Origin of the sequence: Bradyrhizobium sp. 76, from assembly GCF_023073025.1 — a bacterium.
GTDB lineage: Bacteria > Pseudomonadota > Alphaproteobacteria > Rhizobiales > Xanthobacteraceae > Bradyrhizobium.
The window spans coordinates 674,089-688,369 of sequence record NZ_JADPIS010000149.1; the positions used below are offsets into that span (position 1 = coordinate 674,089).

Below are 14,281 nucleotides of genomic sequence, written 5' to 3' on the forward strand. Positions count from 1 at the left end.
GATCGAAGTTCCTATCTTGGCTTGACATTCCAGCCCCGGACAGTGTCTACGGCCCCCTTTGGAGCATGATCCGGAACCATGGCCTACGGCCGTGCGTAATCGGCTGCCGGTTCTCGCAGAGATCACGCCCGACAAGCAGGGAGCGCCGATGACGGCAGCATTCACATTTCCGGGGCAGGGTTCCCAGGCGGTCGGCATGGGCAAGGCGCTGGCGGATGCCTTTCCGGTGGCGCGCGCCGTGTTCGACGAGGTCGATGCCGCGCTGGGGGAGAAGCTGACGGCGACCATCTGGGATGGTCCGGCCGAAACCCTCCAGCTCACTCAAAACGCTCAGCCGGCCCTGATGGCGGTGTCTGTCGCCACCCTGCGCGTGCTGGAGGCCGAAGCCGGGTTTTCCGTGGAGCGGGATGCCGCCTTCGTCGCCGGCCACTCGCTCGGTGAATATTCGGCGCTGGCCGCGGCCGGCAGCCTGACGATTTCCGACACCGCGCGGCTGCTTCGCATCCGCGGTCTCGCAATGCAAAAAGCCGTGCCGGTCGGAGTCGGTGCGATGGCCGCTCTGCTCGGTCTGGACTACGAGGCAGCCGTGGCGGTGGCGGACGAGGCCGCGCAGGGGCAGGTCTGCCATTCAGCCAATGACAATGGCGGCGGACAAGTGGTCGTCTCCGGCGACAAGGCCGCGGTCGATCGCGCCGTCGAGATCGCCAAAACCAAGGGCGCCAGGCGCGCAATGTTGCTGCCGGTGTCCGCACCGTTCCATTGCAAGCTGATGCAGCCGGCCGCCGATGCGATGGCGGAGGCGCTGGCCGGGGTCACGATCAAGGCGCCGGCGGCCCCGCTGGTGTCGAACGTGCTGGCGAGCGCGATCACCGATCCCGACGAGATCCGCCGCCGCCTGGTCGAGCAGGTCACGGGCACCGTGCGCTGGCGCGAGTCGGTGGCCTATATGGCGGGGCAGGGCGTCACCCGTTTCTTCGAGATCGGTGCCGGCAAGGTGCTGACCGGTCTCGTCAAGCGTATTGCGGACGGTGCCGTTGGCGTTGCGGTCGGTGGTCCCAACGACATTGCTGCCGCCAAGGATGCATTGGCCGCTGCGAAGCAGGCCTGAGGCGCGATGATTCGTCGTCGCGATCGAGTTCTTTAGTTGACGCACGATCCTTTCGGAGAACCGCTGCGCATTTTTCCGGATCGTGCTTTGGAGGAGTTATCGATGTTCGATCTGACTGGCAAAAAGGCGCTCGTCACCGGTGCAACCGGCGGCATCGGCGGCGCGATCGCGCAGGCGCTGCACGCGCAGGGCGCCACCGTCGCGATATCGGGGACGCGCAAGGAAGTGCTGGATGAGCTTGCCGGCAAGCTCGGCGAGCGCACCCATGTGCTGCCCTGCAATCTCTCCAAGGCCGACGAGGTCGAGGCGCTGGTGCCCGCTGCGGAGGCGGCGATGGGACAGGTCGACATCCTCGTCGCTAATGCCGGCATCACGCGCGACAATCTCTTCGTGCAGCTCCGTGACGAGGACTGGGAGGAGGTCATCAACATCAATTTGACCTCGACCTTCCGGCTTGCCCGAGCGGCCACCAAATTGATGATGCGCAAGCGCTTCGGCCGCATCATCGCCATCACCTCGGTGGTCGGCGTCACCGGCAACCCGGGGCAGGGCAATTATACCGCGTCGAAGGCGGGCCTGATCGGCATGATCAAGACGTTGGGTGCCGAATACGCCAAGCGCGGCGTCACCGCGAATTGTATCGCTCCCGGCTTCATCAAGACGCCGATGACCGATGCGCTCAACGACAAGCAGCGCGAAACGATTCTGACCAAGGTTCCGGCCAATCGCCTGGGCACGCCCGAGGACATCGCGGCGGCCGCCGTCTATCTGAGTTCGAACGAAGCGGCCTATGTCACCGGCCAAACCATCCACGTCAACGGCGGCATGGCCATGATCTGACGCATCATGCCGCACCGCCCCCTTGGCGGCGCGGAATGCGGCAAACGGCCGTTTCCGGAGCGAAATGAGGCTTGTAGTCAACGCAATTGAAGTATGATAACCGGACCTTCAACGGATGGGCAAAGAACGCCATTGCAGGTTTTTGAAACCCTGTATATTGGCGATGCGGAGCCTTGGCCGTCATTCGCCGGGCCTGCATCGGTTAGGATGGGGCCAATCAAAGTTCGTAAGCGAAGGCAGTCAACGACCACGACGGCTCGTATCGTCCCGGGGGGTCGGGTCTACAGGGAACAACACGAGGTTATGCAATGAGTGAGATTGGCGAGCGGGTTAAGAAGATCGTGGTCGAACACCTTGGTGTTGAACCCGAGAAGGTTGTCGATGCTGCGAGCTTCATCGACGACCTCGGCGCCGACAGTCTGGACACCGTCGAGCTGGTGATGGCGTTCGAAGAGGAATTCGGTTGCGAGATTCCGGACGATGCCGCGGAAACGATTCTCACCGTCGGCGACGCCACCAAGTTTCTCGAGAAGAACGCGAAGAGCTAAGGCTCTTCATTTTCGCGGGGACAACATTGAAACCGGACGGACCGCCCAACAGCGGTCAGCCGGTTTCTTGTTATTGGCCGTGAATGTTTCGATGCGGAGTTTTCGGATATGAGGCGGGTTGTCGTCACGGGTCTTGGCATGGTTTCGCCACTCGGCTGCGGTGTCGAGCCGACCTGGAAACGCATCCTCGACGGCCAAAGTGGCGCACGCAAAATCGAGAGCTTCGATGTCTCCGATCTTCAGACCAAGATCGGCTGCACGGTCGTGCGCGGCGACGGCACCAACGACACTTTCAATCCCGAGATCTGGATGGAGCCGAAGGACCAGCGCAAGGTCGACGACTTCATCATCTTCGGCATGGCCGCAGCCGGCCAGGCGCTCGACGATGCCAACTGGCATCCCGAGACCGAAGAGGACAAATGCGCCACCGGCACCATGATTGGGTCCGGCATCGGCGGCCTCAACGGCATTGCAGAAACTGCGATCCTGCTGAAGGAACGCGGGCCGCGCCGGGTCTCGCCGTTCTTCATTCCGGGCCGCCTGATCAATCTCGCCTCCGGCTATGTCTCGATCAAGCATGGGCTGAAGGGGCCGAACCATTCGGTGGTCACGGCCTGCTCGACCGGCGCTCACGCGGTCGGCGACGCTGCCCGTCTGATCGCGCTCGGGGATGCCGACGTCATGGTTGCCGGCGGCGCGGAATCGCCGATCGGCCGCATCGGCATTGCCGGCTTCAACGCCGCGCGTGCGCTCTCGACAGCCTTCAACGAAACGCCTGAGAAGGCCTCGCGTCCCTACGACAAGGACCGGGACGGCTTCGTGATGGGCGAGGGCGCCGGCGTTCTGGTCCTGGAAGAGCTCGAACACGCCAAGCGCCGCGGCGCGAAGATCTATGCCGAGGTGATCGGCTACGGTCTCTCAGGCGATGCCTATCACATCACCTCGCCGTCACCCGACGGCGACGGCGGCTTCCGCAGCATGGCGGCTGCGCTCAAGCGCGCCGGTCTCACCGCTTCCGATCTCGACTACATCAATGCGCACGGCACCTCGACGCCGCTCGGGGACGAGATCGAGCTCGGTGCAGTCGAACGTCTGCTCGGCAATGCCGCTTCCAAGGTCGCGATGTCCTCGACCAAGTCGTCGACCGGTCATCTCCTGGGTGCGGCCGGCGCGATCGAGGCGATCTTCGCCATTCTCGCGATTCGCGATAATGTCGTGCCGCCGACCATCAACCTGGACAATCCGTCGGTCGAGACTGCGATCGATCTCGTGCCGCACAAGGCGAAGCAGCGCGAGGTCAACGTCGCGTTGTCGAATTCTTTCGGTTTTGGCGGTACCAACGCGTCGGTGATCTTCCGGCGTCCGGTCCAATAGTTTGTGTTTGCGACGAATCCACCGTTTTGCCGTATTCGGCGATAGTCATACAAGTGGGCGCGTGTACTTGGCCAGACAAGCGATTGTCGGGTCGCATTTGAACCGGCAGGATTCAGGTTGCTTCGATGAGTGAAAGGCCGCCCATTTCGCCCCGGAGTCCGCGGGCAGCGCTCGAGCCCGAGCAGGTCCCGCCGCCGCCGAAGCGATCGGACCGCGCGCGCAATCCCTTCGTGATCGTCGGCAACGCCATCATCACCCTGCTGCTGATTGCGATGATCGGTGCGGGCGGCGTGTACTATTACGGCCGACAGGTGCTCGAGGCGCCGGGACCGCTGAAGGAAGACAAGATCGTCAACATCCCGCAGCGCGCCGGCAAGCGCGACATCGCCGAGACGCTGAACCGGGAAGGCGTGACCGACGTCAATCCGTGGGCGTTCATTGCCAGCGTCGCTGCGTTGAAGGCGAGTTCGGACCTCAAGCCCGGTGAATACTCGTTCCAGAAAAACGCATCCTTGCGCGACGTCATTGCCACCATCGTCGAGGGCAAGGTGGTGCAGCATGCCGTGACGATTCCGGAAGGGCTGACCTCCGAGCAGATCGTGGCGCGCCTGTCCGACAACGACATCTTCACCGGCAGCGTGCGTGAGCTGCCGCGCGAAGGCACGCTGCTGCCCGAGACCTACAAGTTCCCGCGCGGCACCCCGCGCGATCAGGTGATCCAGCGCATGCAGCAGGCGCACAAGCGCGTGCTGACCGAGATCTGGGAGCGCCGCAATCAGGACATTCCGGTCAAGAGTCCGGAGCAACTGGTGACGCTGGCCTCGATCGTGGAGAAGGAGACCGGCAAGCCGGACGAGCGCAGCCGCGTCGCCGCGGTGTTCGTCAATCGCCTGAAGCAGAGGATCAAGCTGCAGTCCGATCCCACGATCATCTATGGCCTCGTCGGCGGCAAGGGCACGCTCGGCCGTCCGATCAAGCGCAGCGAGATCACGCAGCCCTCGCCCTACAACACCTACGTCATCGAGGGTCTGCCGCCGGGCCCGATCTCCAATCCCGGCCGCGCCTCGCTCGAGGCCGCCGCCAACCCGGCCCGCACCCGTGACCTCTATTTCGTCGCGGACGGCACCGGCGGGCATTCCTTCACCGAGACCTACGACGCGCACCAGAAGAACGTCGCGAAACTCCGCGCGATGGAAAAGCAGATCCAGAACGACACGGTCGAGCCGGCCGAGGACGCGCAGGCGCCGGCCGCCGCCGCGCCCGGTGCCGCCGATACGCCGACGGCGACGACGCCGGCGCGCCCCAACCAGCAGAAAAAGCCGCCGGCCGCTCGCCCCGCGGGTCCGCCGCCGGCCCGGCAAGGCGCGGTGCAGGCCTCGCCCCCGGTGGTGCAGCGCTAGGCCTGCGCGCAGACCTGCCCCGCGGGACTTTGCGGATTACCTTTTCCTGCAAAATAGTCTTAAGATTCGCGTGGCTTGATGGCCGCGCGAATCCCGTGCTTCTGGAGAAATTGACCTGATGGCGTTGTCGTCCATGACCGGCTTTGCCCGAAGCCACGGCGCGAGCGGGCCGTATACGTTCGAATGGGAATTGAAGTCGGTCAACGCCAAGGGCTTTGACTTGCGGGTGCGGCTGCCGCAGGGGTTCGACGAACTCGAGGCTCATGCCAAGAAGCGCGCCGCCGAGCTGCTCTCGCGAGGCACCGTCTACGCCAATCTGACCGTCAAACGCGCCAATGCGGCCACCAGCGTCCGTGTCAACGAGGACGTGCTCAACGCCGTCCTCAAAGCCGCCGCCGTGATCGCCGGCAAGGTCGACGCGGTCGCGCCGAGCGTCGACGGGCTTTTGGCCATCAAGGGTGTCATTGAGGTTGCCGAGCCCGAGGGCGACGAGGAAGAAGACAAGGCCGCGCGCGCCGCCGCCGCGGACGCCTTCGACAAGGCGCTCGCCGAACTTGTCGAGATGCGCAAGCGCGAGGGGACCTCGCTCGGGCAGATCCTGATACAGCGCGTCGACGAGGTCGAGCAACTGGCGAAGAAGGCGGAGGCAGCGCCCGGCCGCAAGCCCGAGGCGATCAAGGCCAGGCTCGCCGAGCAGATCGCGAGCCTCCTCGACACCTCCGACCGTTTCGATTCCGACCGCCTGATGCAGGAAGCGATCCTGATTGCGACCAGGGCCGATATCCGCGAGGAGCTCGACCGCATCGCCTCGCACATCGCGCAGGCGCGCGAGCTGATCGGCAAGGGCGGCCCGGTCGGACGCAAACTCGACTTCCTGGCGCAGGAGTTTCACCGCGAGGTCAACACCTGTTGCTCGAAGTCGAACGACATCGAGCTGACCAATACGGGGCTCGCCATGAAGAACGTGGTCGAGCAGTTCCGCGAGCAGGTCCAGAATCTGGAGTGATCGATGACGATTGGCGGTCACGGAACTGATGGTGTCGAGCGGCGCGGATTGATGTTCGTGCTGTCCTCGCCGTCGGGCGCGGGCAAGACCACGCTGTCGCGCATGTTGATCGACCGTATGCCCGGCCTTCGAATGTCGGTGTCGGCGACCACGCGGGCGATGCGGCCGGGCGAGGTCGACGGCAGGGATTATTCGTTCGTCGACAAGGCCACCTTCGGCGCGATGGTGAAGGCTGACCAGCTGCTGGAATGGGCGACCGTGTTTGACAACAGTTACGGCACGCCGCGTGCGCCGGTTGAGGCTGCGCTGTCAGCCGGGCAGGACGTGCTGTTCGACATCGACTGGCAGGGCACGCAGCAGCTCCGAGAGAAGGCGCGCGCAGACGTCGTCAGTGTATTCATCCTGCCGCCCTCGGCCGCCGATCTCGAGAAGCGGCTGCATTCGCGCGCGCAGGATTCCGACGAGGTGATCCGCAAGCGCATGAGCCGCGCCAGCCACGAGATGAGCCACTGGGCGGAGTACGACTACATCGTCATCAACCATGACGTCGACGAGGCCTTCGCCGAGGTGCAGTCGATCCTGAAGGCCGAACGCCTCAAGCGCGAGCGGCAGACCGGCCTCGTGGGCTTCGTGCGAGGTCTGCAAGGTCAGCTTCAGGGTTAGGCTGCGTCAGCCGCGGCCCGTCCTTCGCGAGCCGTTCCAGCATCGTCGTGATCACGTCGATGTCGATGGCGCCCTCGACACCCGCATCGTCATCGCGACCGGCCAGCTCTTCGTCATCGACCTCGTTGGCCGCGAGCCGCGGCGCCGCCTCGATCTGGAATTCTCCGTTGAAGATATCGGCGTCGTCGAGCTGCGCTTGCGGGACGCGCTTGTCGATCACATCAATCTCGCGATCGATCGCGGCGAGCTGCGCGGTCTTGAGCTGGGATGCCTGCGGACGCACGGCATCGAAATCCACCGGGCGCGGCTGCCGAGCGTGCGGCGCGCCGGCCGGCGCTGCGTTGAGCCAGGGCGCACGGCTATCGTCGCGATCGTGCGGCTCAAAATTGTCCCAGTTGACGCGGCGCTGGTCGGCGGCCTGGACGCGGATGCGTCCACCGGCGAAGCGGTAGACGACGCTGGCGAGGATGCCGGCAAGCGTCAGCGCGCCGCCGATCACGAGCAGCAGCATCTGGAGCGAGCCGGTCTGCTTGTCGGCGGTGCTGTCGGCCGCGGCCAGAGCCATCGGAGCAGGGGACTTCGCCGGCTTCGTGGTCGTCGGCTGCGCAGCGGCCGCCACAGGTGCAGGCGATGGCTGCTCTGTGGGCGCGGCGGACGCCGTGGTGGCGTCGGGCCAGCGCCCGGCGACGGCGGGCTGCTGAGCGTTGACGTCAGCGGAGGGGCTCGTGGCCTGTTGCGTTGGCGCCGGTCCCGCCTGTGCAGGCGTCTTCACAGTGACGATGCTCTGCGGCGTCAGATATTCGGCGCGCGCGTCCTGGACCGAGTGCTGCTGCGGCACGGCTGAATCCGCTGCAGGCGTATCCGGCGCAGCTTGGGCGGTTTGAGTGGCCTTGCCGCCTTCGGCGCGCAGATACCAGCACTGCCGCTTGGTCGCGCGCTCAAGGCGATAATGCCAATGCTGGCCTTGCGGGGCGGCGCCCTTTGGCGAGCCAAGGCAGTCGCTCGCGGCATTTGCCGTGCTCGGTGGCGTCGATGCATTCTGCGACACGGCGGCAAGTGGCGCGCCGGCAATGATGCTGCCTACGAGGACAGATAAGAATTTTGCGGTGCGGTTGCCCATCCTGGTCTCCCGATTACGCATGACGCAACTCGTTACCTTCCCTTTGTCGTCAAAGACTTGGGTGGCAATGAGCCGCAAATCCGGAGAGGATGTGGCCTGAATCGGGCCTGCGCGGCGTTCGTTCCGCCGCGGGATCAGACTTTTTCGCCGCTATTGCTTGCTTGAGGTCCAGGTTCCGCCGCAGCCGTCTGAGCGGCGGAATGATCCGGAGCCGCTGCGGCCACCGAGGCGGCCGGAGCCGGTGAAGGTCACACCATCGCCTTGACCGAACGTGCTGACCGCGCCGGTTGCGCTGACGGTACCCGTGACGCCTTGGCCTATGACCTTGCCTGAGGAAACCACGACCGCGCCGGACGTGGTGCCGCCGCAGCCGACGCTGACGACCATCCAGGCGCCGTCGAAACTCCCGCCGCCACTACCCCCACCGCCGCGTCGCGAGGAGCTGCGCGGCTCCTCGGCCGGCTTGCTGCGACGCGCCGAGGGCGCCGGCTCGGCGGAACGGTCCGATCGCGAGCCGGACAGCGACTTCTCGTCATTGCCGATCGAGCCGCCGGCGCTGCCGGATTGTGCGACGGCGGACGGTGGAGCGATGGTGGCGGACAGGAAGAAGGCGAGGGCAATCGCGGGGATGATGGCATTGCGCATGCGTAAAAATCCAAAATGAAAATCGTATCAGCGGCCGGAACCGTCGGCACAGACGGAACCGATAATGCGGCAAGCTTTGCCAGCCTTGCCGCATTCGTCAAGCGCGGCGTCTTTCGCGCGCTGCACGTTGTCGCGCTGGACCAGCGACCAGGATTTGTCGGAGATCGCGAACGCGCCGCAGCGGTTGCCATAGAAGGACAGCTCGATCGGACATTTGGCGCCGGCGCAATTGCCGCGCGCATCCGCCACCGCCGCGCGCCGCGAGGCGTGGTTCCAGGATATGCCCCATTTGCTGCCGTCGGGGCCGTAGACGATCGAGCCCCATGGCTTCAGGTCCTCCATCTTGCGCATCCGCAGCAGCAGGCCTTCGGTGGCTTCGCCCGTCGGCGCCATGGAAATCCGCTGCTGCAGCTTTGTGATCGCGCGGGTCATTCCGTCAGGGCTGTCAGGATCGAAATTGAGCTCGTAGAGCCGCTCGCTGAGTTCGCTCAGCAGGACGGCATCGCGCAACGGGACGCGGTCCGGATCGGCGCGCAGCCGATCCGCCGGCAACGGATCAGGCTGCATCGCTGCGACCTGCGGCGGGGCGGTTTGCGTCGGGGGTACGAAATAGAAAGTGCCGTCGATCGGCGAGGACGACACCCAGGGCTGCTGCGCGCCGGAGGTGGCGCGCTTCACCGCGAGGCCGACCTGGTTGAAGGTCTGGAACACGTCGAGGCCCGCGGTCCGGACCGTCGCGGCCAATGCTTTTGTGTAGGGGCTGTGGCCGTCGCTTCCGTCCTGGGCGACGTTGCCGGGTTGCGTTGCGTAGGAGATCAGCGTGCCCTCGGGCGCGCGCATCTGCGCGAGACCGCCATCGGAGGCGCGCAGGCCGCGCGAGCCGAAGGGGTTGTTGCGGCAGGCGTCCAGGATCACGAGGTTGAGGCGCGTGCCGGATCCCTGCATCTGGCGCAGCACGAGGTTGACGTCGGTCATCTGGAAGTCGACGTCGGCCTCGCGCGTCGGATTGGCGCCGACCGGCACGAGATAGTTGGCGCCCGAGACCTGCACGCCGTGGCCGGCATAATAGAACAGCGCGACGTCGGCGCCCTGCACCTGCCGGCCAAAGCTCTGCACCGCCAGGTCCATCGCGCCCTTGTCGAGATCGAGCTGGGCGCGGCCTCCGACCAGCGTGAAGCCGAGCAAGCCAAGCGTCTCCGCCATCAGGCTCGCGTCCTTTGATGGATTATCGAGCGGCGTGATGTTCTTGTAGGCGGAGTTGCCGACCACGAGCGCGATGCGCTTCTCGGCCGATGCAGGTAGCGTGGCGACGACGAGCAGGGCTGCGACCAGCGTCGCCAGCCCCGGGACGCGACTGAAAATCCTCGCGCGCATCAAAATTCCCCAAAATAATGGCGTCAGCCTAGCAGTCCCACGCCCCGGCGAAAAGCGGTGCGGCATTTGTACAGGCCGTCATGCCCGGGCTTGTGCCGGGCATCCACGTCCTTCGTGCTGCGCGGCAAGGGGTGGATGGCCGGGACAAGCCCGGCCATGACGCGGATAGGCTGCGTTATGTATTCGCAGGCGAGGCGCATGCCTGCACGTTCCCGCGGCAGATTCTGCCCGAGCCTTGCCGCCGTTCATCGCCCAATGGAGGCCAAAGGGCGCAGGGAAGGCCGGGCGCCGGCGGCACCCGTTGGTCCGTGCGCTACAGGAATGCAGACGGGGTGGACCGATGGGGTGGCCGATCGCCCGGCCTTCCCTGCGTGGATGGTTTTAACGGTGTCCTTCGTGCTCTCCCCGGGAGCGATGCACTATTGCCTCCGGTCGCGGTGCAGGCCTTGTGCGGCGAGAGGGCTTGGGGCAGGACCGCGGCCTCCTCGTCATTGCGAGCGAAGCGAAGCAATCCAGAATCTTTCCGCGGCGGCATTCTGGATTGCTTCGCTGCGCTCGCAATGACCGCGTGGAGACAGCGTGCGCTATCCCTCCATCTCGTGTCCCGGACGCAGGCCGACCGGGCTTGCCTCGTTGGAGCGCCGGCGCGTCCCCCAACTTGCCCGTCGCGCTCAGGTCAGATAATCCGGCGTGAAATCCGCGAGCGCGCGGAGTTCGTCGGGTTGCAACAGCTCGATCTCGCTTCCCTCCCAGGCAATCAATCGGCGCCCTCTCAGCTCCTGGATGGTGCGGTTGACGTGGACGATCGACAATCCGCAGGCATCGGCGACATGCCGCTGCGTCATCGGCATCTGGAAGCGGCGGTTCTTGACGAGGCCCACGACCTCCAGCCTTGCGGCGAGCTCGCAGATCAGATGCGCTACCTTCGGCAGTGCCGCCTGTGCACCGAGGCGCGCGATCCATTGTCGCGAGATCGCCGCATCGATCAGCGTTTCGCGCCAGAACGCGCGGGTCAGGTGAATGGAGCCGTCGAGCAGCTGCTTGAGTTGGCTGTGTGCGACGTAGCCGACGATGGTGGGGCCAAGACCGACGAGGTCCGCATCCATCGGCGAGACCAGCAGCGTGTGCAGGCACGGCATGTCGCCCGGAACGTGGAAGGCGAGGATTTGGCTGCGATCGCCGACGATGCGAGCCTGGTAGAGAAAGCCGATGACGACGAAAACGCAGCGCGAGGCATCTTCACCCTGGCGCAGCACGATCTCGCCGTCCGAAACCTGACGGAGCGTGGACGGCAGGCCAGCGATCTGGCGGCGTTCGTCTTCTGAGAGGCCTTCAATCGCCTGGAGATGAGCGATGAACTTCGGGTGCGGCATGGACAAGAGGAGGTGTTTCACTCGTCACGCGGCATCGCCGGGTCGAGCAGGCGTTGGGAGAGTTTTGCGATGGTCCAATCGGAGACGGGAACCGCCTGGAACTCGCGGACGGCGCGCGCAAGCTCCTGATCCGACATCGGCTGCGCCGGCTCCTTCAACCTGCCCTGCAGGAAGGCACGGCTGATACTGTCCAGGTGCTCGCCCGAATCCGGTGCGAACAGGTGGCGAATGCGCTTCAGGATCGTCGTAGAGCTCATGCGAATGGCGGGTGCAGTCCGCGATCGAGGGACGGTGGGCTGCGACCAAGTAATGTCGCAGACCGGTAGCAACCTGTGCTTCCGACCAGCGTTCTAGTCCGCTGGATATGGGACAGATGTATCATTTGATCGAAGCGGCAGGATTTTTGGCGGGATACGTGGAACGGGACACATGGAAAAAGCCCATGACGTGCTGATCCGGAACCTGGGCGAGCACACCGCGCTCGCACAGGAAGATGTCGCTGAAATTCGCGGGCTGACCTTTGTGCAGCGCGAGTTCGCGCCGAACGAGGATTTCATCCGTCAGGGTGACGAACCCGAGCATTCGGCGCTGGTCGTCTCCGGCATGATCGCGCGCTACCATCTGCTCGACAGCGGCCGGCGGCAATATCTCGCGTTCCATCTGTCCGGCGACTTGCCGGACTCCCAGGGCTTGTTCATCGACCAGATGGACCATGGCCTCTGCGCCCTCGGGCCCGCCTCGGTGGCCTTCATCCCGCATCGCGAATTGTTCATTGCCTTCCGGCGACGACCGACCTTCGCGCTCTCGGTCTGGCGCGAGACGCTGCTCGATGCGGCTATTTTTCGCGAGGCCATCACCAACAACAGCGCCCGGCCGATGCACACGCGCATGGCACACCTGTTCTGCGAGCTGTTCTACCGCGCGCGGGCCGCGCAACTCGTTCGCGGCAATCGCTGCCGCCTGCCGATCAGCCTGGCGCAGCTCGGCGAGACGCTGGGCATGGCGATCGCGACGGTGAACCGGACGCTCGCTGACCTCAGGCGGAGCGGGACCATGGACTTGCGCGACAGCGAGCTGATCGTGCTGAAATGGCGCGAACTGCAGCGGCTCGGAAGCTTCAGTCCGACCTATCTGCATCTCAAGCGTCAGTCGCCGCCGCGCGCGTGAGGCCGCAATATGTCAGCCGCTGGCAGATGCCGCGCGCCGAGCACTTCGTCGAAATGCTTCTTCACCCAATCGTTGCAACGGCAGGCTCTGGCTTCGAGCGCCGGCGCGTCGAGGATCAGGATGGCGCCACGGCGTGTCGCGAGGATCCGCCTCGCCTTGAACATCTGGATGACGCGGCTGGCATAGCTGCGGGAGACGCCGAGCATGCCGGCAAGCTGCTCGTGGGTGAGAGGGATCTCGGGGCCGCCGACGTGCTCCTGCGCCGACATGATCCACTTGGCAGCGCGCTGCTCGATCGAATGCGCGGCATTGCAGGCCGCGGTCTGAAGCAGCTGAGCGAACTGGCAGTCGGCGTAGCGCGAGAACACCTGCTGGAGCGTGGCCGACCTCTGCTGGGCCTGCTCGAGCGCGCGCGGCGGCAGCCGCATCAGGGTGCCGCCCAGCTTCACGACGATGCGCGAATAGGCCAGCGAGGCGCTGCGGCCGGCGGCAATGCCCACCGCGCCCTCGCGTCCGACCAGCAGGCTTTCGACCTCGCGATCGTCCTCGACCGGCACGGCGAACGACACGAGTGTCGAGCGGCAGGGAAAATGCACCGCCGTGACCTCGTCGCCCGCGTGATGCAGGATGTGGCTCGCCTCGAGTTCGACCGGCTGGAGGTGCGGCGCAAGCAGTTCGAAATCCGGGCGGCTGAGCCGCTGGAGAAGATCGTTCTGGGGCCGACCGGTCACATGTGTTGCTCTGGCCGGGAATCGGCACCGGCCAGAACCCTACGTTTCCGCGACGGAGCCGACGGTTCCAAAGTGCACACAAGGCGTTTTCCAAGCGTTGAAAAATTGGCCTCCGGTCTGCGGAATTACGGAAATCGCTGGCGAGGCGCATGTTACGCGAGGCAAATGGCGCTGCCGAACCCGGCGGCCTTCAACTTCACGAACTCTGTGCAGGAGTGCACACAACAGGGGCGCGGATCGGCGTAGCGTCCCCGATGCGGGGCGCCGCAGCCCGTGCGCTCTGCCCGACGGACCGCCGGCCTATACCTCAAACGCCGCCGGGCCGGCGGGCCCGAGGGCGGCGAGGATGTTCGTCACCCGAAGCGTGCTTCGCAATCATGCGCGGGCCGGCTTTTTTCCGCGTGGGCGCGATAGGCATCGATCGCCCTGTTGGCGAGCATCAGTTGCCGGCGTTCACCGGTCCTGAGCTGGGCCTCGATGGCGTCGAGCAGGACGTTCGCCGTCTCGTCCGGAGAGCCGAGCTCTCCGCTCTGCTCCAGGAAGCTCCAGGCGATGAAGAATGCGTTCTCGACGGTGCAGCGAATGGACATGGCTGCCAACGCGGCGCGGCCGTTGCCGTTCCGCGGGACAGACGAATGCCGTGTATTAACGAGCGTGCCCGCGCTACTTCAGCGAGCTGCTGATCGAGGTGAACTTTTTGTTCAGCGTCGCGCCGAGATTGTTGACGACGGCGATGATCGCGAGCGCGATGCCGGCGGCGATCAGGCCGTACTCGATCGCGGTGGCGCCGGACTCGTCGGCGAGGAAGCGGCGGATGGTCTGCATGGTCTTGCCAGAATTCCAAAAGAGAGTTGGCGAGGACCATAATCCGCAGGGAGCGGGTTCCCCAATTCGGAACCCCGCCTTGCGTCAATTTCGAGTTAATCTCCGTC

Annotated in this window: 16 protein-coding genes; 8 read left to right on the forward strand and 8 right to left on the reverse strand. The window is 65.3% G+C overall.

Going from position 1 to position 14,281, the window contains the following annotated elements; all coding sequences use genetic code 11:
- Positions 1 to 148 precede the first annotated feature (148 nt).
- From fabD to gmk, 7 genes are all read left to right on the forward strand, one after another.
- Entirely contained in the window at positions 149 to 1,108 is a 960-nt protein-coding gene (gene fabD / locus IVB48_RS38740) for an ACP S-malonyltransferase (protein WP_247408422.1), read from the forward strand.
- Between the two features lie 102 nt (positions 1,109 to 1,210).
- A complete protein-coding gene (gene fabG, locus IVB48_RS38745; RefSeq protein ID WP_007592006.1) occupies positions 1,211 to 1,948 on the forward strand; it encodes a 3-oxoacyl-[acyl-carrier-protein] reductase in 738 nt (245 codons plus the stop codon).
- Positions 1,949 to 2,256: 308 nt separating this feature from the next.
- The gene (locus tag IVB48_RS38750; RefSeq protein WP_006020277.1) at positions 2,257 to 2,496 is read left to right on the forward strand and encodes an acyl carrier protein; all 240 of its coding nucleotides are present in this window, start codon (positions 2,257 to 2,259) and stop codon (positions 2,494 to 2,496) included.
- Between the two features lie 108 nt (positions 2,497 to 2,604).
- On the forward strand, positions 2,605 to 3,870 hold the full coding sequence (gene fabF, locus IVB48_RS38755; protein WP_247408424.1) for a beta-ketoacyl-ACP synthase II: 1,266 nt from the start codon (positions 2,605 to 2,607) through the stop codon (positions 3,868 to 3,870).
- A 125-nt stretch (positions 3,871 to 3,995) separates the two neighbouring features.
- The gene (gene mltG / locus IVB48_RS38760; protein ID WP_027517521.1) at positions 3,996 to 5,270 is read left to right on the forward strand and encodes an endolytic transglycosylase MltG; all 1,275 of its coding nucleotides are present in this window, start codon (positions 3,996 to 3,998) and stop codon (positions 5,268 to 5,270) included.
- A 118-nt stretch (positions 5,271 to 5,388) separates the two neighbouring features.
- Positions 5,389 to 6,276 carry a YicC/YloC family endoribonuclease gene (locus IVB48_RS38765; protein WP_247396299.1) on the forward strand — a complete coding sequence of 296 codons (888 nt, stop codon included), beginning with the start codon at positions 5,389 to 5,391 and terminating at the stop codon, positions 6,274 to 6,276.
- 3 nt (positions 6,277 to 6,279) lie between these two features.
- Positions 6,280 to 6,939 (forward strand): guanylate kinase, encoded by a 660-nt coding sequence (gene gmk, locus IVB48_RS38770; protein ID WP_018459113.1) that lies wholly within the window; start codon positions 6,280 to 6,282, stop codon positions 6,937 to 6,939.
- On the opposite strand, the gene IVB48_RS38775 is transcribed toward gmk, so the two are convergent.
- From IVB48_RS38775 to IVB48_RS38795, 5 genes are all read right to left on the reverse strand, one after another.
- Entirely contained in the window at positions 6,872 to 8,059 is a 1,188-nt protein-coding gene (locus tag IVB48_RS38775; protein WP_247408822.1) for a hypothetical protein, read from the reverse strand. The genes gmk and IVB48_RS38775 overlap by 68 nt on opposite strands.
- A gap of 150 nt (positions 8,060 to 8,209) precedes the next feature.
- Entirely contained in the window at positions 8,210 to 8,704 is a 495-nt protein-coding gene (locus IVB48_RS38780) for a hypothetical protein (RefSeq protein WP_247408427.1), read from the reverse strand.
- Between the two features lie 27 nt (positions 8,705 to 8,731).
- Positions 8,732 to 10,078: a caspase family protein gene (locus IVB48_RS38785; RefSeq protein WP_247408429.1), complete on the reverse strand. Its 1,347-nt coding sequence runs from the start codon at positions 10,076 to 10,078 to the stop codon at positions 8,732 to 8,734.
- A 671-nt stretch (positions 10,079 to 10,749) separates the two neighbouring features.
- On the reverse strand, positions 10,750 to 11,451 hold the full coding sequence (locus IVB48_RS38790; RefSeq protein ID WP_247408823.1) for a Crp/Fnr family transcriptional regulator: 702 nt from the start codon (positions 11,449 to 11,451) through the stop codon (positions 10,750 to 10,752).
- Between the two features lie 17 nt (positions 11,452 to 11,468).
- On the reverse strand, positions 11,469 to 11,708 hold the full coding sequence (locus IVB48_RS38795; RefSeq protein WP_247408431.1) for a hypothetical protein: 240 nt from the start codon (positions 11,706 to 11,708) through the stop codon (positions 11,469 to 11,471).
- Positions 11,709 to 11,880: 172 nt separating this feature from the next.
- Between IVB48_RS38795 and IVB48_RS38800 the strand changes: the two genes are divergently transcribed.
- Positions 11,881 to 12,618: a Crp/Fnr family transcriptional regulator gene (locus tag IVB48_RS38800; protein ID WP_247408432.1), complete on the forward strand. Its 738-nt coding sequence runs from the start codon at positions 11,881 to 11,883 to the stop codon at positions 12,616 to 12,618.
- On the opposite strand, the gene IVB48_RS38805 is transcribed toward IVB48_RS38800, so the two are convergent.
- The 3 genes from IVB48_RS38805 to IVB48_RS38815 form a co-directional block, all read right to left on the reverse strand.
- Positions 12,597 to 13,349: a Crp/Fnr family transcriptional regulator gene (locus IVB48_RS38805; RefSeq protein ID WP_247408433.1), complete on the reverse strand. Its 753-nt coding sequence runs from the start codon at positions 13,347 to 13,349 to the stop codon at positions 12,597 to 12,599. The two genes, IVB48_RS38800 and IVB48_RS38805, sit on opposite strands and share 22 nt — an antisense overlap.
- 353 nt (positions 13,350 to 13,702) lie before the next feature.
- Complete coding sequence (locus IVB48_RS38810) at positions 13,703 to 13,939, reverse strand: hypothetical protein (RefSeq protein ID WP_007609339.1); 237 nt, start codon at positions 13,937 to 13,939, stop codon at positions 13,703 to 13,705.
- A gap of 73 nt (positions 13,940 to 14,012) precedes the next feature.
- The gene (locus tag IVB48_RS38815) at positions 14,013 to 14,174 is read right to left on the reverse strand and encodes a Flp family type IVb pilin (RefSeq protein WP_007609340.1); all 162 of its coding nucleotides are present in this window, start codon (positions 14,172 to 14,174) and stop codon (positions 14,013 to 14,015) included.
- Positions 14,175 to 14,281 lie beyond the last annotated feature (107 nt).

Bases quoted from the DNA above. Each gene is read 5' to 3' on its own strand.
- fabD (WP_247408422.1), top strand. From the start codon at position 149: ATGACGGCAGCATTCACATTTCCGGGGCAGGGTTCCCAGGCGGTCGGC.
- fabG (WP_007592006.1), top strand. From the start codon at position 1,211: ATGTTCGATCTGACTGGCAAAAAGGCGCTCGTCACCGGTGCAACCGGC.
- IVB48_RS38750 (WP_006020277.1), top strand. From the start codon at position 2,257: ATGAGTGAGATTGGCGAGCGGGTTAAGAAGATCGTGGTCGAACACCTT.
- fabF (WP_247408424.1), top strand. From the start codon at position 2,605: ATGAGGCGGGTTGTCGTCACGGGTCTTGGCATGGTTTCGCCACTCGGC.
- mltG (WP_027517521.1), top strand. From the start codon at position 3,996: ATGAGTGAAAGGCCGCCCATTTCGCCCCGGAGTCCGCGGGCAGCGCTC.
- IVB48_RS38765 (WP_247396299.1), top strand. From the start codon at position 5,389: ATGGCGTTGTCGTCCATGACCGGCTTTGCCCGAAGCCACGGCGCGAGC.
- gmk (WP_018459113.1), top strand. From the start codon at position 6,280: ATGACGATTGGCGGTCACGGAACTGATGGTGTCGAGCGGCGCGGATTG.
- IVB48_RS38775 (WP_247408822.1), bottom strand. From the start codon at position 8,059: ATGGGCAACCGCACCGCAAAATTCTTATCTGTCCTCGTAGGCAGCATC.
- IVB48_RS38780 (WP_247408427.1), bottom strand. From the start codon at position 8,704: ATGCGCAATGCCATCATCCCCGCGATTGCCCTCGCCTTCTTCCTGTCC.
- IVB48_RS38785 (WP_247408429.1), bottom strand. From the start codon at position 10,078: ATGCGCGCGAGGATTTTCAGTCGCGTCCCGGGGCTGGCGACGCTGGTC.
- IVB48_RS38790 (WP_247408823.1), bottom strand. From the start codon at position 11,451: ATGCCGCACCCGAAGTTCATCGCTCATCTCCAGGCGATTGAAGGCCTC.
- IVB48_RS38795 (WP_247408431.1), bottom strand. From the start codon at position 11,708: ATGAGCTCTACGACGATCCTGAAGCGCATTCGCCACCTGTTCGCACCG.
- IVB48_RS38800 (WP_247408432.1), top strand. From the start codon at position 11,881: ATGGAAAAAGCCCATGACGTGCTGATCCGGAACCTGGGCGAGCACACC.
- IVB48_RS38810 (WP_007609339.1), bottom strand. From the start codon at position 13,939: ATGTCCATTCGCTGCACCGTCGAGAACGCATTCTTCATCGCCTGGAGC.
- IVB48_RS38815 (WP_007609340.1), bottom strand. From the start codon at position 14,174: ATGCAGACCATCCGCCGCTTCCTCGCCGACGAGTCCGGCGCCACCGCG.